The organism is uncultured Agrobacterium sp. (genome assembly GCA_913777615.1).
In the GTDB taxonomy this organism is placed as follows: Bacteria; Pseudomonadota; Alphaproteobacteria; order Rhizobiales; family Rhizobiaceae; genus Agrobacterium.
Genome location: CAJYTK010000001.1, coordinates 192111 through 212083, shown reverse-complemented (window position 1 = coordinate 212083; position 19973 = coordinate 192111). Strand labels below are relative to the sequence as shown.

The following is a 19973-nucleotide window of genomic DNA, read 5'->3' as shown; positions in this document are numbered from 1 at the left end:
ACCCTGCTTTGATGTGAGGAAAGTAACATGGGCAAGGTTACAGGTTTTCTGGAGATAGATCGTCAGGTTGGCAAGTATCAGCCGGCGTCGGATCGTATTCGCCATTTCCGGGAATTCACCATTCCCATGTCGGATGCCGAAGTGCAGAAGCAGGCGGCGCGCTGCATGGACTGTGGCATTCCCTATTGCCACGGCCCGACCGGCTGCCCGGTGCATAACCAGATCCCAGACTGGAACGATCTGATCTATAACAACAATTGGGAGGAGGCGATCCGCAACCTCCATTCCACCAACAACTTCCCGGAATTCACCGGCCGTGTCTGTCCCGCCCCTTGCGAGGAAGCCTGCACGCTGAACCTGGAAGATGCACCAGTCGCCATCAAGACCGTGGAACAGGCGATTGCCGACAAGGCCTATGAGCTTGGCTTCATCGTGCCGAAGCCTGCCACCGTTCATACCGGCAAGAAGGTCGCGATCATCGGCTCGGGTCCGTCTGGTCTTGCCGCTGCCCAGCAGCTCGGCCGCGCCGGTCACGAGGTGCATGTCTATGAGCGCGAAACCAAGGCCGGTGGCCTGCTGCGCTACGGCATTCCCGATTTCAAGATGGAGAAGAACTTCATCGATCGCCGCGTCGAGCAGATCAAGGGCGAGGGCGTGACCTTCCATTATGGCGTCAATGTCGGTGTCGACATGACGGTTGAGCAGCTGATGGCTGAGCATGATGCCGTGCTTTATTGCGGCGGCTCGGAAACCCCGCGTCCGGCCGGTATCGGCGGCACGGAGTTCCATGGCGTTCACGATGCCATGCCCTATCTGGTGCAGCAGAACCGCCGCGTCGGCCGCGAAAATATCGACAGCGTCGGCTGGCCGGCCGATCCGATCCTGGCAGGCGGCAAGCATGTCGTCGTCGTCGGTGGTGGCGATACGGCGTCCGACTGCGTCGGCACGGCGTTCCGTCAGGGAGCTGTGAAGGTAACCCAGCTCGACATCCGCCCGATGCCGCCGGAAAAGGAAGACAAGCTCGCGGTCTGGCCTTACTGGGCCACCAAGATGCGCACCTCGTCCTCGCAGGCCGAGGGTGCCGCACGTGAGTTTCAGGTGGCGACGCTCGAATTCGTGGGTGACGAGGACGGCGTGCTGACCGGCGTAAAATGCTGCCAGGTGGATGAGCGCCGCAAGCCGATTGCTGGCACGGAATTCATCATCAAGGCCGATCTCGCCTTCATCGCCATCGGCTTCTCCGGTCCCTTCACTGACAGCGTTCTGAAGGAGTTGGACGGCAAGCTGACGCTCAACACCGACCGCCGTGGCTCCACCAACGTCGTTGCCAATGACCGCGACTACAAGACCTCGATCGACAAGCTCTGGGCCGCCGGCGACGTGCGCCGTGGCCAGTCGCTGGTGGTCTGGGCCATCCGCGAAGGCCGCCAGGCTGCGCGCGCCATCGACGAGGCGCTGATGGGAAGCTCGATTCTGCCGCGCTGAGTGGTTGTCGGATAATCCCTTGAAGATACGCCCGGGACGTCGTTCCGGGCGTTTTGCTTTATGCCGCCGCCATGAAGCGTTCGCGATAGGCCTGTGGGCTCACGCCGAAGCGGCGTTGGAACAGGCGGCGCAGGGTTTCTTCGCTGCCAAAACCGGCGCGGCGCGCAGCGCGCAAGACCGGCTGGGCCTGCTCCAGCAGACGCCTTGCGGTCTCCAGACGCATCTCCTCCAGCGCTTTAGCCGGTGTGACGCCGGTCTGTTCGCGATAGTGGCGGGAAAAGCTGCGCAGGCTCATCCCCGCTTTCTCGGCAAGATCGGCAAGCGACAGATCCTGCGTGATGTTTTCCATCATCCAGGCATGCAAGCCGTCGAAGCGACCGCTTTCATCCTGAAGCGTCAGGGCTGCGCTGAACTGCGACTGGCCGCCCGGGCGCTTTAGGAACACGACGAGCTGGCGCGCGACGGCCAGTGCCACCTCGCGCCCAAGGTCATTCTCCACCAATGCGAGAGCGAGGTCTATGCCTGCCGTCACGCCTGCAGAAGTCCAGATCGCTCCGTCCTGTATGAAGATCGGGTCCGGATCGAGACGGACCTTGGGAAAACGCTTTCGAAACTCGCCGCAGCGTTGCCAGTGCGTCACTGCCCGCCTGCCATCGAGGAGACCGGTGCTCGCCAGCAGAAAAGCGCCGCTGCACACAGACGCCGTGCGTCGCGCCGTTTTGGAGCGCTGCGCGATCCAACTGACAAGTTGTTGATCTTCACAGGCGCGATAGACGCCCCAGCCACCCGGAACGATCAACGTGTCCAGCGCTTCGCTGGCATGGGGTAGAGCAGATGTGCCGATCGTGAGCGCGGACGATGTGACGATGGGGGTCTGCGCACCGACGGCGACCGGCTGATAGTGCGCAGGTTTTCCCGCATTGACCAGCAAGTCGTTCGTCGAGGCAAAGACCTGCAAGGGTCCTGCTACGTCCAGCAGCTGGACATCCGGAAAGGCAAGAATTTCGATACGTCGCATGATTTTGGCCTGAAGCGTGGGATGAATGGCAATTACGCCAAGTCATGCGCGCCTATCATTCCCTCGTCAACAGGAGAGTTAACATGACCTACCGCTTCGGCTTTCTCATCTTTCCGAATATCCAGCAGCTCGATCTGACCGGTCCATATGAGGTCTTTGCGTCGGCGAGCAACAGCGAGGTCCATCTGGTGTGGAAGGACAAGAGCCCGGTTCGCTCCGTAACGGGGCTGAGCTTCACGCCGGATGTCGATTTCAGCGACAGCCCACAATTCGACGTGCTCTGTATTCCGGGCGGTAGTGGGGTCAATGCGCTTCTCGAGGACCAGGCAGTGCTCGGCTTCATTCGTAGCCAGGCTGAGAAGGCGCGCTACGTCACCTCCGTCTGCACCGGTTCGCTCGTGCTGGGTGCTGCCGGTCTGCTGAAGGGAAAGCGCGCTGCAACGCACTGGAATGCGATGGATTTTCTGCCGCATTTTGGCGCGACCCCAGTTTATGAACGCGTGGTCAAGGATGGCAATCTCATCACCGCTGGCGGCGTCACCTCCGGCATCGATTTCGGTCTGTCGCTCATCTGCGAATTGATGGGGGAGGAGGAAGCCAAGATCGTGCAATTGTCGCTGGAATACGCACCGGCGCCGCCGTTCAATTCCGGCACCCCTCAGGAAGCGTCATCCGATATCGTTGAAAAAGCCAAGGCCCGCATTGCCCGGTCGCGTCAGGAGCGGGAGAGGTTGCTCATCGCTCGATAAGCGGCTTCATAGGAAGCTTGGCACAATAAAAACGGCCCCCGTGCGTCCTGCGCGGGGGCCGTTTTCCCACATGCGTGGAAATCAGTGCTTGTTCTTGTGGCTCTGCTGGCCGGCCTTCATGTGCTGCTCGGACGAGCCACCCTGCTTGCCGCTGGTCTTGCTGTCCGATGCGGACTTGGACGATGCGCTGCGGGTTGCCTTGTCGTCGCTGTTCTTGTGCGACTGCTTGCCGGCTTTAACGTGTTGTTCGTGCGTGCCACCTTGATTGGCCATGACGGTATACTCCTCATATCCATCTTTTTTCAGCAAAGCCTCATGCCTTGCCGGGCGTGAACACAGCTTGAAGGGAGATCGTTCCGACTTTAATATTTCGTGATGAAAAACCGGCGAAAACGGGTAGCTGACTACCCGTTGCGCCACATAGCGTCTATTTCGCCGCCGTTTCGCCGGTCGCCGGCAGGCGGTAATCGTCCACGCGGCCAAGCGGCGCATCTTCCATCAGTCCGCGCTTCGTCAGCTTTTCGCGCGGCGTTTCGACCACGGAAAATTTGGCCGGAGCCGGTTTTCCACCAAGCAGAGTGTCACCACCGTCGAGATCCGGATCGGTCAGGCTGATCGGCTGGGTGCGAACCTGCTGGGCATCGATGCCGAGTGCCGGGAGCGAAGTCAGTGCGGGCAGGTTGCTGCCGTCCAGCGTTTTCAGATCGGGTTCTGCGCCATCGAGATGGCGGCGAACGAATTTCTCCACATAGAATGCGAGCTTCTGCTTGCCGGCCTGGGTCATGCCGATGCCGTCTGCCTCGCGCAGACGTGCCTGCTGGCCGTTCACATCATATCCCGTGGTCACGTATTTGCCGCCCTCATCCACGAAGCCGTCCCAGACATCGACGAACTCGCCGCCGAGCTTTTCGATATGGCTACGGTAAAGGCGGTTGAAGCCGACGAAATCCGCCGTCAGCGAGGGCGACTGGAAGGCGGGCAGACCCACCCACAGCACCGGCACCTGCTGGCGCTTGGCAAGTGTGATCAGAGCGTCGATGCGCTTCTCGTATTCCTTGAACCAGAGTTCGGTGCCGTATTTTTCCTTCGTGCCGCCGATATCCATCGCCTGACGGTCGTTGGAACCCATCATGATGACGATGGTGGCAGGCTTTGTGTCCTTGATGAATTGCGGAAGATTGGCGAACCAGTCGTAGTAATCCGAACGCACCAGGCCGGACGAGCCGTTGGCACGCACGTCGATGGCGATGCCTGCGGAGCTTTCGAAGGTGGAGACAAGCGCCTCGCCCATGGCGCCGGCTAGAAAATCACCGACGATGAGAACGCGTTTGGCGGTTTCCAGCTTCTCGACCGGCGCGGGCTTGGCGGTGCGCATCTGCACGACCGACGGCGTACTGCGCGGCGCCGATGGCCTTGTGACGGAACGGTTGGAGTTCTGGCGTGGCGGTGCAGCCTGGCGCCGCTGCTCGCGCCGCTCCGGCGAATAAAGACGATCATTATACTGATTGGGGCCGCCAAACAGCATTTCCATCAGCGTGCGGCGTTCGCGGTACTCCTGCGCAACCGCAGTTGCCGTCCAGGACGGCACGCTGAGCGTCACGACAAGAAGCGCGACACTGCCGCGCTTCACGGTCTTTGCAATGGGTCCTGCTTCTCTGGTGGTCATGGCGTGATGTTCCCGAGACGGTCCCATTGACTATATGCTAATATTGTTGGCCCGTCAGGACCATTATCAGTTACGCAGTGCTCTCAGGAGGGTCTGCGATGGCTCGCCATCATTTTGCAGGCCCATGCGCCTCTGAATGGCGCTGATCGCTGCCTTCGAGCCGGAGCCGAAATTGCCATCGATCTCGCCATCGTAATAGCCGAGCTCCTTCATACGTGTCTGAAGCTCGAACTTTTCCTTGATGTCCAGCGTGCCGTTCGGGCGCGGCCACTTCTGCTGCATGCCGCCATAACCGGCAATCTCGTCTGCCAGAAGGCCAACGGCAAGCGCATAGCTGTCCGACGCGTTGTAGCGCTTGATGGTGAAGAAGTTCTTGGTCATCAGGAAACCTGGACCATTCGAACCACCTTCAAGCTTCAGCGTCGCGCGATCCGATCCGCGCGGAAAACCCTTGCCGTTCGGGCGGAGGAAGCCGAGCTTCTGCCATTCGGCGAGCGACTTCGTCTGGTCCGCATAGCGTGCTCCGCCAGCAGGAACGGCTGTCTCATAGCCCCAGGTGCGGCCCGGCTCCCAGCCGTTCTTCGCCAGAAGGTTGGCAGCCGTTGCCAGCGCATCCGGCACGGAATGCCAGATGTCGCGCTTGCCGTTGCCATCCGCATCGACCGCATAGAGCAGATAGCTCGTCGGGATGAACTGGGTGTGGCCCATGGCGCCTGCCCATGAGCCGGTCAACTGCTTTGGCGTCACGTCACCCGACTGCAGGATTTTCAGTGCGGCAATCAGCTGTGTGCGGGCAAACTTGGCGCGCTTGGGATCGGAATAGGCAAGCGTTGCCAGTGCCTGGGGAATGTTGTGAAGGCGTTCGGGCTTTTCCAGCACCGCGCCGTAATTGGATTCCATCGACCAGATGGCGAGGATGACGTGCTTGTCGACACCGAAATTGCGCTCGATCCAGTTGAGCGTCGTGGCGTGCTTCATCTTCATCTCGCGACCGATGCGCACCGTATAGGGGTTCACGCGGCTGTCGAGATAATCCCAGATCTGGGTGGTGAATTCTGGCTGATAGGTCGCCTTACGCAACGCATCGGGATCAGGTTCGGAAACGCCTGCAAAGGCCTTCTGATAGGTCGCGCGCGAAATGCCTTCCTTGGCGGCTGTGGCATAGAACTGGTTGATCCATTGCTTGAAGCCCGCATCTGCATTTGCAGTGACGGGTGTCAGAGCAATGGTCAGGCCTGCGAGTGCTACGCAGCCAAATTTACGGACGCCGGAAAGGATCATCTTTTTCATCGTCAGTCTTTCGTTTCTCTCGAATGTCAGTTCGATTGCGAGACACGCATCGGGCTTCACGACGGGGTACCAGATTAAAGTCAACAAATTCTTTACCATTAACGATAGGTAACGTCACCCTTTGCAAAAACTTGCCACTTTTGTCATAACAAGTTCGTGTGCGTTACTTAAAAACCGTTGAAATCTCTCAGGAGGGATGTGTGGTAGAAAAGAAGAAGATTCGGAAAGCAGTGTTTCCCGTTGCAGGTCTTGGAACACGTTTCCTGCCGGCAACAAAAGCGGTTCCGAAGGAAATGCTCACGGTGGTCGACAAGCCAGTCATCCAATATGTGGTGGATGAGGCGGCTGAGGCCGGTATCGAGCACTTCGTGTTCGTCACCGGACGCGGCAAGGGCGTGATCGAGGACTACTTCGACATCCAGTTCGAGCTGGAGCAGATGCTGCGCGAGCGCAACAAGAATGCCGAATTGACCCTTCTGTCCAATATCCTGCCGAAAGCCGGCACCGCCAGCTTCACGCGGCAGCAGGTTCCGCTCGGTCTCGGCCACGCGGTATGGTGCGCACGCGACATCGTCGGCGATGAACCCTTCGCGGTTCTGCTGCCCGACATGATCATGACGGGTGACAACAAGTCCTGCCTCAAGGGCATGGTCGAGCTCTACGATCAGAGCGGCGGCAACGTTCTTGCGGTTGAAGAATGCGCACCGGAGCTTGCCCATCGTTACGGCATCGTAGCGCCCGGCGAAGAGATCGGTAACGGTTTTCGCATTACCGACATGGTGGAAAAGCCTGCCAAGGGCACGCAGCCGTCGAACTACTTCATCAACGGCCGTTACATTCTCCAGCCGGAAATCTTCACGCTGCTCGAAACGCAGGAACGTGGTGCCGGCAACGAGATCCAGCTGACGGACAGCATGCTGAAGCTTCTGAAGCAGCAGGACTTCACCGCTTATCCATTCCGCGGCGAAACCTACGACACCGGCGCAAAGGATGGCTTCATTCTGGCCAACCTGGCTTTTGCCCTGCAGCGCGAGGACATCCGCCCGCTGATCGAAGGCCCGCTGAAGGACATCATCGCCAAAATGGGCTGATCCGGTTGATCAAGTCACCCCGTCGCTTTCGGGCTCGACCCGGAAGCTCAGGGTGGCAAGCCTCAAGAATCCCGGCCTCGCGCCGGGATTTTTTTATCGCCTGAGCGTCAGGCCGGCGCCAATGCGCCAATCGCTTGTCTTGATGACGGGCGTGGTTTCGTAAGTCAGGTCGGTGGTGAAATCGAGATAGCGGTTGATCTTCCAGGTCAGGCCAGCGCCCACCGAATACTTGATTTGATTGTCGATGCTGTCTGTCTGGAAGTTGCGGTGTTCAAGCCCGGAGCTTAGCCGCGCCACGAGATCGTTTCGCAATTGCTGGATGACCGCAACCGTCAATTGACGCGTGACCCAACCGCCGCGCGCGCCGCCGGCAAAATCTTCTATGTCGGTCTTCAGGCCGAAATTGACATCCGTGCCGCGCATGGGGGACCAGGTGAGGGTGCCATCTGTGGTCAAGGCGTTGACCGATGCCAGACGGTTGTCGTCGTAATCGCGTCGCAGCAGGCCGACTGCCACTTCGCCGCGCCACTTTTCGCCGAGATCGATCTGCGTTCCGACCTTGGCGCCGTAGGAGGTGGAAGATCGCTGGTAACCGGTGCTGTCTGTCTTGTTGTCGTAGGTGCTCAAGGCGCCCGTCGCTTCGAGGAAGGGGACGAGCGCAGGCGACATTTCGTAGCCGACACGGCCGCGCAAGGCTACGCCGGACCGATCTCGGTCGGCAAGGCTGATCGACTGGCCATTGATGCCCTTGGCATCAGTATAGATGGCGCGGGAGAGATCGAGGGCTGCAAGCGCCTTGACCAGACCGATATTGCGCTCGATCGACCCGCCAGCTGTGAAGAGATGTTCGCCACCCTGGATCGATGCACCGGAAATGGCGTTCGGATCGCTGGTGTCCTCGCGGCTGAAGGCATAGCCCGCCTTAAGCCGGGCGGTTGTCTGGTCTGCCAGATCGAGCCGCAACTCCGCCTGCACGTTGGCGCTCGGGTTCTCCCCGGCACTGCCGCCGCTGATATTGCGCTCATAGACGCCTTCGCCTGAAACCGTCAAAGCGTGGCGCGACCAGTCGCTGGTCAGTGTGCCGCGAATCCCGGTTGCCAGATAGGTCCGGTTGGTGGAGGCCGCCGGAAACTTCTTGTTTTCATGGTTGATCGTCTGGCTGATCGATGGGCGCAGCGTCAGCGTCCCGATGCGGATTCCGGGTGCTGTACCATCATCGACGGTGGCTTTCTCGCCGCCATCCACCGTCGGCTCGAAGATGTTGTCGCGCCGGTCGGCTGGCTCTATCGCCTCATCCACCGGTTCGGGTATGGCGCTGCCGGGCTCTGTGCGCGCACCAATCACGCCATTCGGCGTTCGTTCAGGACGGGGCGTGGGAACAACGGTTGCGGCGGGCGTATCGGCATTCGTGCCGACTGGCTGACCGGACGCTGGATCGTTGGCATAAGGATCGGCGCTTTGAAGGCCGATCGGCAAGACCGGTGTGTTGCGGCCCGTGTTCTGACCGCTGTTCTGGCCGCTATTTGGCCCGCTTGTCTGGGCCTGCACAGGAAAGGACAGCCACAGGCAGGCGGGCAGAGCGACGGCTGCTCTGCGCAACGTCTTCAGACGCATCGCTCTGCTGTGACGGTTCATGCGTTTCACCCGGATTCGGTATGTTGGTTACTCAAAGGTAAAACCGCATGGTTAACATCTGGTTGATCACAGTTGATTGGAGGGCGCCAACCCAGACGCCAGCAGGATTTCGCCAATGGACAGGCAAAGGCGAAAAGAGTAACAGTCCGGCCATGACCACGAGATCTGCCGCCCTGACTGAAAACAATGCCATCGAGTCTGCGCTGAGAACCGTTTCGGTGGAGCGGAAAGGGCTTGCTGCCCTGGAAACGGCGCTGTCTGGCGATCTTGGCGAGGCCTTTGCCAGAGCCGTCGATGTGATCGGCAACATCACCGGCCGGCTGATCATTACCGGCGTCGGCAAGAGCGGCCATATCGGCGCCAAGCTTGCCGCGACCTTTGCCTCCACCGGAACGCCTGCCTTCTTCGTGCATGCAGCGGAAGCCAATCATGGCGATCTTGGCATGATTGGCGGCAATGATGCGGTGCTTGCGATTTCCAAGGGCGGCGAAAGTGCAGAGCTTCGCAGCATCATCAACTACACCCGCCGCTTCGCCATTCCGCTGATTGCGCTGACCTGCGCCAAGGCGGGATCGCTCGCCAAGGCGTCCGACATCGTTCTCCTGCTTCCGGATGAGGAAGAAGCCTGTCCGCATGGGCTTGCGCCCACGACATCCACCCTCATCCAGCTTGCGTTGGGCGATGCGCTCGCGATTGCCCTGCTTGAGGCACGCAAGTTCACCGCTGGCGATTTCCGCGTATTTCATCCGGGCGGCAAGCTCGGTGCGAGCCTGACGCTGGTCGGCGATATCATGCATACGGGCGAGCGCGTACCGCTCGTTGTCAAAGGCACGCCGATGGCAGATGCCATCCGTGTTCTGGCGCAGAAGCATTTCGGTTGTGTTGCGGTGCTGGATGAGAATGAACGTCTTTGCGGTATCGTCACGGAAGGCGACATGGCGCGCAATCTGACGCGCAATCTGGCTGAGCTGACGGTGGACGACATCATGACGCGCACGCCCAAGACGGTGAAGAAAGAGGTGCTTGCGACGGCGGCCTTGGCCACGCTCGAAAAGCACCATATCGGCGCGCTGATTGTGATCGATGAGGACAGCAGGCCGATTGGCCTCGTTCACTTCCACGATCTGCTCCGGATCGGTGTTGCCTAATCTCATCGTTGCAAGCGTGCTGCGATCGTTCAGATCCGCTGATACGCTTTAGCGCATCACGGGCTTGCGTGTGTTGCCATAGAGGGTAAGCAGGATGCCCGCCGTGACGATCAGGGTCGCTCCCACGACGGTGTGGATCGTAGGCACATCTCCAAACATCACGAAGCCGAGAATGCTGACCCATATGAGGCTTTGATATTCCAGCGGCGCCAGGACCGATGCCGGTGCAAAACGATATCCCTCGAAGAACAGCATTTGGGCGAGCAATATTTCGATGCCAAGGATCGCACACATGCCGATCTCGAACCAGTTTGCCGGCGTGGTCCAGTCCATCAGCAGGCCGCTGACCAGGCAGAAGACGCAGCCCGTTGTCAGCAACTGCGCCTGCGTGCTTTCCCGTGTCGCGGCCTTGCGGGTGTAAATCACCGCAAGAGCCCAGAAAATCCCGGAAGCAAAGGCAAGCAGGGTTGGAACAGGGTTGAGGGAACCCGTCGGATTGGCGGCGATGACGGTGCCGATCATTCCCAGGACGACCGCCGCCCAACTTGCTCTCCCGACCTCTTCGCCGAGAATCGGTATGGCGAGGAGGACGATGATGACCGGGGCTGCGGCATAAAGCGTTGTGACTTGCCCCAGAGGCATGAGCTTTGCGGCGGCAAAGAAACAAAAGGTGCAGGCGATTTGGAACAGCGCTCTGACCGCCGTCGCGCCCTTATAGGGGCTCCTGATAACTTCTCGGCATACGGAGGGCTTCATCATTATGGTGGCGAATACCATCACGATGCTGCGGATGAAGAGGAGTTGCCAGACGCCGAACAGGTTTCCCATCCACTTCATCGTGGCGTAATGGAGGGAGTACATCATGTAGCAGCCGCAAACCAGAACGATGCCCAGTGCCCTTTTTTCATGGGTTGTGATCACCGCGGGCCTCCCGGTTGATGTTTTCGCACATGCGAATACCGAAGTGCGGGATCACGTTTGCCTGGGGGGGCGGCTGTGAGGCTTTCATTTGACATTGACCGACCACATACCCCTTAATGCCTCAGTGTGAATTATATAGTAGACCGGTCGTCTAGTAATGGCTCGAGAGAATGCGACACGACACAAGCTTATTTGCGAAGGGCTGAAAGGCTTGATTGCGCATGGCTATGAAGGAGTGGGGATCGGGCCGATCCTGGCGAGCGTCGATGTGCCTAAAGGGTCCTTCTACCATTTCTTCAAAAGCAAGGACGATTTCGTCGGCGCCATCATCGAGTATTATGCAGAGATATGGGAAGCGCAGCGCAAGGACATCTTTGGAGATCAAAGGCTTAGCCCACTCCAACGGCTCGATGTCTATTTTGGGCTGCTCGAAAGTCAGCTTCGCGAGGAGCATCCATCAGGCGGGTGTCTGTTTGGTGCCCTCGGGCAGACTGTTTCAGGCCGAAGTTCCATGCTGCGGTCCAAGCTAGCGCAGGCCTTTCGTTCCTGGGAAAGCAGCATCGCGCGCCTTCTTGAAGAAGCAGAGGTCGCCGGTGAGCTGAGGGATGGCATCGATCCGCACATGGCTGCCGGAGAACTTGTCGACGCTTATGAAGGCGCAATCATCCGCGTAAAGCTCAACGACGATCTGAAGGCCTTCGCGCGTTTTCGAACACTGGCGCTTGCGAAACTGAGACAACCACGCGGACAGTGAGGCGATGCCATCGCCTGCGTCTCACCGTTTTGCGACACTTTAAAGCTTGAGGGCTGCGTCGACGCTTAAGCCTTCTCCACCGTTAATGTGCGACCATGGGCAGAGGCGATCCGGACCCGGGTGCCGGCCGGCTGATCCGCGCCCTGCACCGGCCACCATGTATCATCCAGACGAATACGACCGCGACCTTCGGTGATCGGCTCCTGGAGGGTCGCGGTGCGGCCGATGAGGCTTGCCTCGCGCTGGTTGAGGAATGGCTCGTCCGTTGCCGCGTGTTTGCGGTCATAGTAGCGGCGACCGGCAATGGCGAAGGCGACGGAGAGTGCGGCAAACAGTAGGAATTGGAGCTGCCAGTTCCAGAAGCCCATGTCCCACAGCGCCAGAGACAGCGCGCCGACCACCAGTGCAGCCGCGCCGATCCAGATCAGGAACACGCCCGGTGCCGCCAGTTCCGCCACCAGAAGGATGGCGGCCAGCACCCACCAGCTCCAGGGACCGAGATCGGCAACAAGTTTCTCGATCATGTCACTTGTCCGTCGGGGCAGCGAATGGGTTGGGCACGGTCACGTTGATTGTCTGGCCGCCCGGGCGGTTGGAGGGCGGAACGGAGGAACGGCTTGCCGGTCCGCGTGGAGCGGGCGGAGGTGTTGTTCCGTCATTGTCCTTGCCAAAAACCTCACGGGCAATGGCGCCAATGCCGCCGAGCGAGCCGATCAGCGACGAAGCTTCCATCGGCATCAGCACGATCTTGGAATTGGTCGCCTTGCCGATATCGGCAAGAGCCTCGGTATATTTCTGGGCGATGAAGTAGTTGATGGCGTGGATGTCGCCAGCGGCAATCGCCTCAGACACCATGCGCGTTGCGTTGGCTTCGGCTTCCGCCAGACGTTCGCGTGCCTCGGCGTCGCGGAAGGCGGCTTCGCGCTGGCCTTCGGCTTCCAGAATGGCCGATTGCTTGGCGCCCTCGGCGCGCAGGATCTGGGCGTTACGCGACCCTTCGGCTTCCAAAACCTGGGCGCGCTTTTCACGCTCGGCCTTCATCTGGCGGGCCATGGAGGTGACGAGATCCTTTGGCGGAGCAATGTCCTTGATTTCGATGCGCGTGACCTTGATGCCCCACGGACCGACGGCTTCATCGACGACGCGCAGCAGGCGATCATTGATGGCATCGCGGTTGGAGAGAAGCTCGTCGAGATCCATCGAACCCATGACCGAACGAATGTTGGTCATTGTCAGGTTCTGGATGGCGAATTCCAGATTGGCGATCTGGTAGGCAGCCTGGGCGGCGTTCAGCACCTGGTAGAAGGCCACCGCATCGGAAGACACGCTGGCATTGTCCTTGGTGATGACCTCCTGGGTCGGAATATCCAGTACCTGCTCCATCACATTCATGCGCGCGCCGATGCGCTCGATGAAGGGCGTGATGAGGTTAAGGCCGGGCTCCAGCGTGCGGGTGTAGCGCCCGAAGCGCTCTACCGTATAGCGGTATCCCTGCGGCACGGTCTTGATACCGGCAACGAGCGTCAGGATGACAAGAATGACCGCCGCTATGACAAAAATATCGAAACCGCTCAAATCCATTCCTGCTCTCCTGTTTCATCAACGAGGGGTAGCCGAGACTGGATCAGACCCAGCCCTGCAACTCCTTGCGTACAACTTTTTCGAGAACTCGCATACCATCGGCGCTGTCGTTGAGGCAAGGAATGTGGGTGAATTTCTCGCCGCCATGGTGCAGGAAGCTTTCGCCCGCTTCACCGGCAATTTCTTCCAGCGTCTCGAGACAATCGGAGACGAAGCCTGGATTCATCACCGCAATGCGCTTGACGCCTTCGCTTGCCAGCTTCTCCACCGTCTTGTCGGTATAGGGCTGCAACCACTCTTCCGGCCCAAAGCGAGACTGGAAGGTGATCATGAAGCGGTCTTTGTCCAGCCCGAGCTTTTCGCGCAGCAGGCGGCCGGTCTTCATGCACTGGCAGTGGTAGGGATCGCCCTTCTTGAAGTAGGATTGCGGAATACCGTGGAAGGATGCGATCAGCTTTTCCGGCTCCCAGTCCAGCGTTGCCAGATGGCTCTTCACCGAGTTTGCGAGCGCATCGATATAGGTTTCGTCATCGTGGTAAGGCGGCACGGTGCGCAGTGCGGGCTGCCAGCGCATTTTCATCAGGTGCTCGAAAGCCTTGTCGTTGACGGTCGCCGTGGTGGCCGCCGCATATTGCGGGTAAAGCGGGAAGAGCAGGATCTTCTCGCAACCCTGTTCTTTCAGGGCATCGATCTTGGAGGCGATGGACGGCTGGCCGTAGCGCATGCCCCAATCGACAACCACATTCGGAAGATCGGTCAGCGCCTGCGCCATCAGGTCGGACTGGTTGCGGGTATAGGTGCGCAGGTAGCTTTCGTTCTTCTCGTGGTTCCAGATCTCTTCATAGGCCTTGCCGACCTTTTGCGGGCGCTTGTTCAGCACGATGCCGTAAAGGATCGGGTACCAGAAGACACGCGACCATTCGATCACGCGCTTGTCGCTCAGAAACTCCGCAAGATAGCGGCGCATGGACTTGTAATCCGTGCCATCCGGCGTGCCGAGATTGACGAGAAGAACGCCAACCTTGCCGAAGGAAACCTTCGGATGGTCCTTGGGCAGGTGGCTTGCGGGGAAAGTGGTGATGTCTGCGGCCATTAACTTGTCCTGAACTCTCATGAATCGCGGAAGACTACGTCCGCGCGCGCATCGTGGATCAATCTTTAGACCATCAATCCCGTGATCTGAATTGATTTTTGACAAAGCCCACGCGGCATTTGAGCGCGTCGCTGCACCTGGGCATGAAAAAGCCGGTCCGCGACGCGAACCGGCTTCTCCTCATCAATTCCCGCGCAGATCAGTTGGCCGGAATGGTCAGTTCTTCACCGATCTCGATATGGTTCGGGCGACGCAGTTCGTTGGCTTCGGCGATCTTCTTCCAGTCGACGCCCTTGCCGTATTTCTCCTCTGCGATCTTCCACAGCGAGTCGCCCTTGGTGACGACGTATTTTGCCGCTGCGGTGGCGGCTGCCGGTGCGGATGGTGTTGTTGTGGAAGGAGCTGCTGGAGCCGTTGTGGCAGGGGCTGGTGTTGCCGGTGCCGCTGGGGCGGCCGGAGCAGGCGCTGCAGGAGCCTGAGCGGTGGTGGCCGGAGCGGGTGCAGCCGGTGCCGGTGCGGCAGGCTGCTTTGGCGGAGCGACGTAGTCGGCAGGGGTCGCGTCTACGATACGGCCATCGGTATAGGGTTTGTAAGGGCTGTGCGCGCCGATATAGGCGGCGACAGCATCTTCCAGGCTCGGTCCGAAGTCGTAAGGGTTGATTGCCTTGGTGGCGAAGGTTTTGAAGCCGTCGCCGCCGGTGCGGGTGTAGTTGTTGGTGACCACGCCGTAGGTCTTTTCAGGATCGAGCTTGACGAAGTTGTCGCCTTCCTTGACCTCGACGGAGACGATGCGGCTTCCAGCTGGCTTGGAGCGATCGAAGGTGTATTTCAGGCCGGACGCCTGAACGAAGCGCCCCGCGCCTTCCTCGATCTGGCTTGCGCCGTTTTCAAGTGCGGCCTGCAGGTCCGCACCCTTGATCTGGAAGGTAGCGATGGAATTCTGGAACGGCAGAACCGTCAGAACCTCGCCCATGGTTACCGGACCGGCGTCGATGGAGGCGCGAAGACCGCCACCGTTCTGGATGGCGATGGTGATGCCCTGATCCTTGACGCGGTCGAGCAGCGCATCGGCGACGAGGTTGCCCATGGAGCATTCCTTGACGCGGCAAACCTCGCGCGAACCGTCAATTGCAGCTTCGCTGACGCCGATCTCCTTCTTCTTCATTTCTTCCAGCGGCGCGGCCAGTTCCGCCACACGCTTGTTGAAACCTTCATCCTGCGCCACGGCGGCATCCAGCAGCTTCGGCGCGCCGGTTGCGGATTTCACCACGCCATTGTCATCGAAGGTGACGGAGAGATCGCCGAGATATTTGGAATAGGCATAGGCGGTGACGACAGGCACATCGACACCGGACGGGTTCTTGACGAGCGTCGGGTAGGGACCGGCAGCCTTCGGATCGGTGCTGGAAAGCAGCGTGTGGCTGTGGCCGCCGACGATCACGTCGATGCCATCCACTTCTCTGGCGATTTCCTGGTCGCGCACATAGCCGACGTGGGAGAGTAGCACGATCTTGTTGACGCCCTGATCCTGAAGTTCCTTCACCGCGCCCTTGAGGTAGGTGACTTCGTCTTCGAAGGAGACCTTGTCACCCGGCGAGGAGGTTTCGCCGGTGTCGGTGGCGAGAACGGACACCACGCCCACCTTCTGGCCGCCCATTTCCTTGACGACGTAGCCCTTGAACTTGTCCTTCAGTTCGGAGCCATCGGCAATCTTGGTATTGCCGGAAATGATCGGGAACTTGACGGCGTTGATCAGCTTCAGAAGTTCTGCCGGGCCGTCATCGAACTCATGGTTGCCGATCGCCATGGCGTCGAAGCCGATGCCGTTCATGAATTCGGCAACCGGTCCGCTTTTGTACTGCGTGTAGAACAGCGAGCCCTGAAACTGGTCGCCGGCATCGAGAACCAGAATATTGGCGTTCGGCCCAAGCTCGGCGCGGCGCGCATCGATCGCACCCTTCACGCGGGCGATACCACCGAAGCATTCCTTCTTTTCTGCGTCGGCAGCCGAGCAGGTGGAGTCTGATTTGTTGATGGGCTCGATGCGGGAGTGAAGATCGTTGATGTGCAGGATGTTGAGTTGATAATCGGCGAGCGCTGCGCCTGCCGAAAGAGCGACCACGGAGGCGGTCATCAGGCCAAATCTCAAAATCCTGTTCATCAGTCTCTCTCCTGTTGATGTCTTGCTTGCCGTGTCGGGCTGCACATCTCTTGCTAATTCAAGAGTGTGACAGCCATTCGAAGGCATGTTTCCATCTTGAGGCATCTGCTGCAAGTAGAATTGTTGGGGGAGAAGAGACAATAAAAAACGCGCGCTGCACGCGCGCGTTGAAATACCAAATCGGCTTTGCTTTGCGACCGGCGTTTAAGGCTCAGCCTTGGCGGTTCAGTGTAAACTGGCTGTTGCTGTCCGTGGTGCAGTTCAACTGGCCGGGCGAAATCAAGGCGCAATTGACGCGCGACTGGGTGTTGCGTACCAGCGAGGTCATGTTGATCTCATAAAGCGTTGGGGAGATCGCCACGTAGGTTCCCGATGCCAACAGCGTGTTGGTGTCGGACGAACGGGTGGAGAAAGAGCCGTTCTGGAAGGTGGAGACGATACCGTTACGGTCGATCCAGCGGCCATCCACTGCGGGGCGCTGGGAGATTGACGGCATGGGCCGCACAGGGCTGGAAGCCGGCGCACAAGAAGAAACGGCAATTGCAGCCAACAGCAAGGCAACACTTGTCTTGAAATACATCACTCTTTTCTCCTGCGATTCTTCAGCCGATGGTTAATGACGATGGCGCGAGTTCGGGTTTATTGCAAGCCAACGAGAGGCGATACTCACCAGTTCCTCGTTGGACTCACAAAAGCGCAAGCGTGGCAAAACTGCATCAATCGACAGCGTAAAGGGCTCAGGTTTCGCCTGAGCGCCTTCTTTTCGTTTGCGGCTCAGCGCACCAGAATGTTGCGGAACTGCCAGGGATCGTCCTTGTCGATATCGTCCGGGAAAAAGCCGGGGCGGCCGTCCAGCGGCGTCCAGTCCGTATAGTGTCCCTCTACAGGGCCGAGATAGGGTTTCTGGATTTCGAGGCAGCGGCGGTAATCCATTTCATCCGCCTCGACGATGCCCACTTGCGGGTTCTCCAACGCCCAGACCATGCCGGCCAGAACCGCGGAGCTGACCTGAAGGCCGGTGGCGTTCTGATTTGGAGCAAGCTTGCGCGCCTGTTCGAGCGTCAGGCGCGAGCCGTACCAATAGGCATTCTTCTCATGGCCATAGAGCAGCACGCCGAGTTCATCGGCGCCATCCACCAGTTCCTCTTCCGTCAGAACATGCTGCACGCTTTGAGCCTGTCCGCCATTGCCGAACATCTCGTAGAGAGACAGCACCGCGTCGTTGCAGGGGTGGTAGGCATAGTGGCAGGTGGGGCGGAAGGCGACTTTGCCATCCTCGTCGCGCACAGTGAAGTAATCGGCAATCGAGATCGCCTCGTTGTGGGTAACGAGCAGGCCATATTGCGCCCCGTGCGTCGGACACCAGGTGCGCACGCGGGTATCGGCACCGGGCTGTTCCAGAAAGATTGCGGCTTTCGATCCCTTTTTGTGCTTTCTGGCGTTCTTCGGCTTCCACTTTTCGTGGCTACCCCAGCCAAGCTCTGCGGGCTGCAGGCCTTCGGCGATGAAGCCTTCCACCGACCATGTGTTCCAGAAAGTGCCGAATGGTTTAGGCTCGCGGGCGCGCTGCGTGTCGCGCTCGGCCACATGCACGCCCTTGACGCCGAGTGTGTGCATCAGCTTCGCCCAGCCCTCGCGGTCGCCCGTTGCCGGCTCTTCGATTTCGAGCTTGAGATCTTTCGCCAGATTGACGAGCGCCTGCTTGACGAACCAAGACACCATGCCGGGATTGGCGCCGCAGGTGGAAACGGCGGTCTTACCGCCGGGGTGCTTCTTCCGCGCCTTCAACATGGTCTGTCGGAGGTGATAATTGGTGCGGGCGGAATTGTCTGCCTCTCCGTCGAAATAGAAGCCGGGCCAGGGCTCCACGACGGTATCGATATAAAGCATCCCATGTTTGCGGCACAGCTTCATCAGATCCACCGAGGAGGCATCGACCGATAGATTGACGCAGAAGCCCTGACCGTCGACGCCTTCTACCAGCGGGGTCATCACGTCCTTGTAGTTATCCTCGGTCAGATGGGTGCGGATATGACGGATGTTTCTCTCGGCCAGATAATCGGCGATGTCTTCGCGCGGATCGATGACCACCAGTTTCGTCCAGTCGAAGGTGAAATGCCGCTCGATCAAAGGAAGCGTGCCACGGCCGATGGAGCCGAAACCGATCATGATGATGGGGCCGGTGATGTCCCCGTAGATCGGGTATGCTGCTTCCGTCATTTACAATGTCCTTCCAAGACAGGTTTCGAACCAGATTATTCATTCGTATCAATAAAATACAACCACATGACGCGGATATGAAGCTTAACTTCATTCTCTCTTTACTATGGAGAATGACGCATCGTTTTTTGTAATCGTAATTTTGCCATGAGAGATATAATATCATGGCTATAAGCGCCCATGATGGACGCTGGCCGGATTTCAGGTGACGAATGTTCCGTCATGATCAGCAGACTTACATGGATAGTCTTCTGGAGCGCGTGTCAGCGCTGCAAGATTTTACCCCCGTCCTCATTGCACTTTACGACACGGAAGACCGCGTGCGCTACGCCAACCGCGCTTTTCGCGAAGCCTTTCATCTCTCCGAAGACAGCTTTCCCACATGGGTCGACATTATTCGGATGAACCATCGAGACCGTGTAGGGCTTATCATCAACACGAAGGATTTCGAAGCCTGGCTTTTGTCGGCGCAATCCCGGCGCGGCAAGCAGCCTTTTCGCGGTCTCGAACTCGACATGCATGACGGTCGCTGGATCTGGATGACGGAGACGGTGGAAACCGATGGCTGGATGCTGTGCGTGGGCAGCGATATTACCGCCCTTCGCCAGAATCAGCGCAGCCTGAGACAGGATCGCGACCTTGCCATGCGTGCGGCACAGACCGACGAGCTGACGGGAACCTCCAATCGACGTTTCGTTTTCGCCAAACTCGCCTGTCACGCCGAAGCCGTCGACAAGGAGATGGAAACGCCCTTCGGCATCTGCATCATCGACATCGATCTCTTCAAGGGGATCAACGACCGTTTCGGTCATCGCGGCGGTGACGCGGTGTTGCGCGATTTCGTCAAGCTGGCGCATTCCACCATTCGCCGCCCGGATTATTTCGGCAGGATCGGCGGCGAGGAATTCATGCTGGTGATGCCTCGCACGGGGCTCGATGAGTGCGTTTCGATTGTCCGGCGCATTCTGGAAAAGGTGGCAGAGACACGCCCCTTTGCCGATTACCCGGATTTTTCCTATAGCTGTTCTGCCGGCGTTGCGCTTTACAAGGCGGGTGAGGGCGCCAACGAACTCTACCACCGCGCTGACCGCGCGCTCTATCTTGCCAAGCAGAATGGCCGCGCACGTCTGGAATCGGTCGTCGAATAGCGTTTTAACACGC

18 protein-coding genes are annotated in these 19973 nt (G+C 59.1%); 6 read left to right on the top strand and 12 right to left on the bottom strand.

The window, feature by feature from the left end:
- The first annotated feature begins 27 nt into the window (after window positions 1-27).
- The gene (locus QZ862_RS01080; RefSeq protein ID WP_288426212.1) at window positions 28-1485 is read left to right on the top strand and encodes a glutamate synthase subunit beta; all 1458 of its coding nucleotides are present in this window, start codon (window positions 28-30) and stop codon (window positions 1483-1485) included.
- Window positions 1486-1543: 58 nt separating this feature from the next.
- Here QZ862_RS01080 and QZ862_RS01075 read toward each other — a convergent pair whose 3' ends face one another.
- A complete protein-coding gene (locus QZ862_RS01075; protein ID WP_296096897.1) occupies window positions 1544-2503 on the bottom strand; it encodes a GlxA family transcriptional regulator in 960 nt (319 codons plus the stop codon).
- A gap of 83 nt (window positions 2504-2586) precedes the next feature.
- Here QZ862_RS01075 and QZ862_RS01070 point away from each other — a divergent pair, with 83 nt between their 5' ends.
- A complete protein-coding gene (locus tag QZ862_RS01070; RefSeq protein ID WP_296096894.1) occupies window positions 2587-3252 on the top strand; it encodes a DJ-1/PfpI family protein in 666 nt (221 codons plus the stop codon).
- A gap of 81 nt (window positions 3253-3333) precedes the next feature.
- On the opposite strand, the gene QZ862_RS01065 is transcribed toward QZ862_RS01070, so the two are convergent.
- From QZ862_RS01065 to QZ862_RS01055, 3 genes are all read right to left on the bottom strand, one after another.
- Complete coding sequence (locus tag QZ862_RS01065; RefSeq protein WP_296016598.1) at window positions 3334-3525, bottom strand: hypothetical protein; 192 nt, start codon at window positions 3523-3525, stop codon at window positions 3334-3336.
- A gap of 154 nt (window positions 3526-3679) precedes the next feature.
- Complete coding sequence (locus tag QZ862_RS01060) at window positions 3680-4918, bottom strand: DUF459 domain-containing protein (protein ID WP_296096890.1); 1239 nt, start codon at window positions 4916-4918, stop codon at window positions 3680-3682.
- A 66-nt stretch (window positions 4919-4984) separates the two neighbouring features.
- Window positions 4985-6208 carry a lytic murein transglycosylase gene (locus tag QZ862_RS01055; RefSeq protein ID WP_296016601.1) on the bottom strand — a complete coding sequence of 408 codons (1224 nt, stop codon included), beginning with the start codon at window positions 6206-6208 and terminating at the stop codon, window positions 4985-4987.
- Window positions 6209-6408: 200 nt separating this feature from the next.
- On the opposite strand from QZ862_RS01055, the gene galU reads away from it, so the two are divergent.
- Window positions 6409-7299, top strand: a complete 891-nt coding sequence (gene galU, locus QZ862_RS01050; RefSeq protein ID WP_113180803.1) for a UTP--glucose-1-phosphate uridylyltransferase GalU — start codon at window positions 6409-6411, stop codon at window positions 7297-7299.
- Between the two features lie 93 nt (window positions 7300-7392).
- Here the strand turns inward: galU and QZ862_RS01045 are convergent, their stop codons facing one another.
- Complete coding sequence (locus QZ862_RS01045) at window positions 7393-8934, bottom strand: outer membrane beta-barrel protein (RefSeq protein WP_296096889.1); 1542 nt, start codon at window positions 8932-8934, stop codon at window positions 7393-7395.
- 152 nt (window positions 8935-9086) lie between these two features.
- Here QZ862_RS01045 and QZ862_RS01040 point away from each other — a divergent pair, with 152 nt between their 5' ends.
- A complete protein-coding gene (locus QZ862_RS01040) occupies window positions 9087-10082 on the top strand; it encodes a KpsF/GutQ family sugar-phosphate isomerase (RefSeq protein ID WP_296081076.1) in 996 nt (331 codons plus the stop codon).
- A gap of 48 nt (window positions 10083-10130) precedes the next feature.
- On the opposite strand, the gene QZ862_RS01035 is transcribed toward QZ862_RS01040, so the two are convergent.
- Window positions 10131-11003 carry a DMT family transporter gene (locus QZ862_RS01035; RefSeq protein WP_296077885.1) on the bottom strand — a complete coding sequence of 291 codons (873 nt, stop codon included), beginning with the start codon at window positions 11001-11003 and terminating at the stop codon, window positions 10131-10133.
- A gap of 157 nt (window positions 11004-11160) precedes the next feature.
- Here QZ862_RS01035 and QZ862_RS01030 point away from each other — a divergent pair, with 157 nt between their 5' ends.
- The gene (locus QZ862_RS01030) at window positions 11161-11757 is read left to right on the top strand and encodes a TetR/AcrR family transcriptional regulator (RefSeq protein WP_296096886.1); all 597 of its coding nucleotides are present in this window, start codon (window positions 11161-11163) and stop codon (window positions 11755-11757) included.
- 65 nt (window positions 11758-11822) lie between these two features.
- Here the strand turns inward: QZ862_RS01030 and QZ862_RS01025 are convergent, their stop codons facing one another.
- The 6 genes from QZ862_RS01025 to QZ862_RS01000 form a co-directional block, all read right to left on the bottom strand.
- Entirely contained in the window at window positions 11823-12281 is a 459-nt protein-coding gene (locus QZ862_RS01025; RefSeq protein ID WP_296096882.1) for an NfeD family protein, read from the bottom strand.
- 1 nt (window position 12282) lies between these two features.
- A complete protein-coding gene (locus QZ862_RS01020) occupies window positions 12283-13338 on the bottom strand; it encodes an SPFH domain-containing protein (RefSeq protein WP_296016618.1) in 1056 nt (351 codons plus the stop codon).
- Between the two features lie 43 nt (window positions 13339-13381).
- Window positions 13382-14431, bottom strand: a complete 1050-nt coding sequence (hemH, locus tag QZ862_RS01015) for a ferrochelatase (RefSeq protein WP_296038383.1) — start codon at window positions 14429-14431, stop codon at window positions 13382-13384.
- Between the two features lie 199 nt (window positions 14432-14630).
- A complete protein-coding gene (locus QZ862_RS01010; protein WP_296096878.1) occupies window positions 14631-16592 on the bottom strand; it encodes a 5'-nucleotidase C-terminal domain-containing protein in 1962 nt (653 codons plus the stop codon).
- Between the two features lie 211 nt (window positions 16593-16803).
- Complete coding sequence (gene omp10, locus QZ862_RS01005) at window positions 16804-17172, bottom strand: outer membrane lipoprotein Omp10 (RefSeq protein ID WP_296016625.1); 369 nt, start codon at window positions 17170-17172, stop codon at window positions 16804-16806.
- Window positions 17173-17366: 194 nt separating this feature from the next.
- Complete coding sequence (locus QZ862_RS01000; RefSeq protein WP_296016627.1) at window positions 17367-18812, bottom strand: homospermidine synthase; 1446 nt, start codon at window positions 18810-18812, stop codon at window positions 17367-17369.
- 239 nt (window positions 18813-19051) lie between these two features.
- Between QZ862_RS01000 and QZ862_RS00995 the strand changes: the two genes are divergently transcribed.
- Window positions 19052-19960 carry a sensor domain-containing diguanylate cyclase gene (locus QZ862_RS00995; protein ID WP_296096914.1) on the top strand — a complete coding sequence of 303 codons (909 nt, stop codon included), beginning with the start codon at window positions 19052-19054 and terminating at the stop codon, window positions 19958-19960.
- Window positions 19961-19973: the final 13 nt, after the last annotated feature.

Excerpts from the sequence above, each read along its gene's own strand:
- QZ862_RS01040 (WP_296081076.1), top strand. The coding sequence starts at position 9,087 with ATGACCACGAGATCTGCCGCCCTGACTGAAAACAATGCCATCGAGTCT.
- QZ862_RS01080 (WP_288426212.1), top strand. The coding sequence starts at position 28 with ATGGGCAAGGTTACAGGTTTTCTGGAGATAGATCGTCAGGTTGGCAAG.
- QZ862_RS01000 (WP_296016627.1), bottom strand. The coding sequence starts at position 18,812 with ATGACGGAAGCAGCATACCCGATCTACGGGGACATCACCGGCCCCATC.
- QZ862_RS01065 (WP_296016598.1), bottom strand. The coding sequence starts at position 3,525 with ATGGCCAATCAAGGTGGCACGCACGAACAACACGTTAAAGCCGGCAAG.
- QZ862_RS01060 (WP_296096890.1), bottom strand. The coding sequence starts at position 4,918 with ATGACCACCAGAGAAGCAGGACCCATTGCAAAGACCGTGAAGCGCGGC.
- hemH (WP_296038383.1), bottom strand. The coding sequence starts at position 14,431 with ATGGCCGCAGACATCACCACTTTCCCCGCAAGCCACCTGCCCAAGGAC.
- QZ862_RS00995 (WP_296096914.1), top strand. The coding sequence starts at position 19,052 with ATGGATAGTCTTCTGGAGCGCGTGTCAGCGCTGCAAGATTTTACCCCC.
- QZ862_RS01030 (WP_296096886.1), top strand. The coding sequence starts at position 11,161 with ATGGCTCGAGAGAATGCGACACGACACAAGCTTATTTGCGAAGGGCTG.
- omp10 (WP_296016625.1), bottom strand. The coding sequence starts at position 17,172 with ATGTATTTCAAGACAAGTGTTGCCTTGCTGTTGGCTGCAATTGCCGTT.
- QZ862_RS01020 (WP_296016618.1), bottom strand. The coding sequence starts at position 13,338 with ATGGATTTGAGCGGTTTCGATATTTTTGTCATAGCGGCGGTCATTCTT.
- QZ862_RS01055 (WP_296016601.1), bottom strand. The coding sequence starts at position 6,208 with ATGAAAAAGATGATCCTTTCCGGCGTCCGTAAATTTGGCTGCGTAGCA.
- QZ862_RS01025 (WP_296096882.1), bottom strand. The coding sequence starts at position 12,281 with ATGATCGAGAAACTTGTTGCCGATCTCGGTCCCTGGAGCTGGTGGGTG.
- QZ862_RS01075 (WP_296096897.1), bottom strand. The coding sequence starts at position 2,503 with ATGCGACGTATCGAAATTCTTGCCTTTCCGGATGTCCAGCTGCTGGAC.
- QZ862_RS01070 (WP_296096894.1), top strand. The coding sequence starts at position 2,587 with ATGACCTACCGCTTCGGCTTTCTCATCTTTCCGAATATCCAGCAGCTC.
- QZ862_RS01010 (WP_296096878.1), bottom strand. The coding sequence starts at position 16,592 with ATGAACAGGATTTTGAGATTTGGCCTGATGACCGCCTCCGTGGTCGCT.
- QZ862_RS01045 (WP_296096889.1), bottom strand. The coding sequence starts at position 8,934 with ATGAACCGTCACAGCAGAGCGATGCGTCTGAAGACGTTGCGCAGAGCA.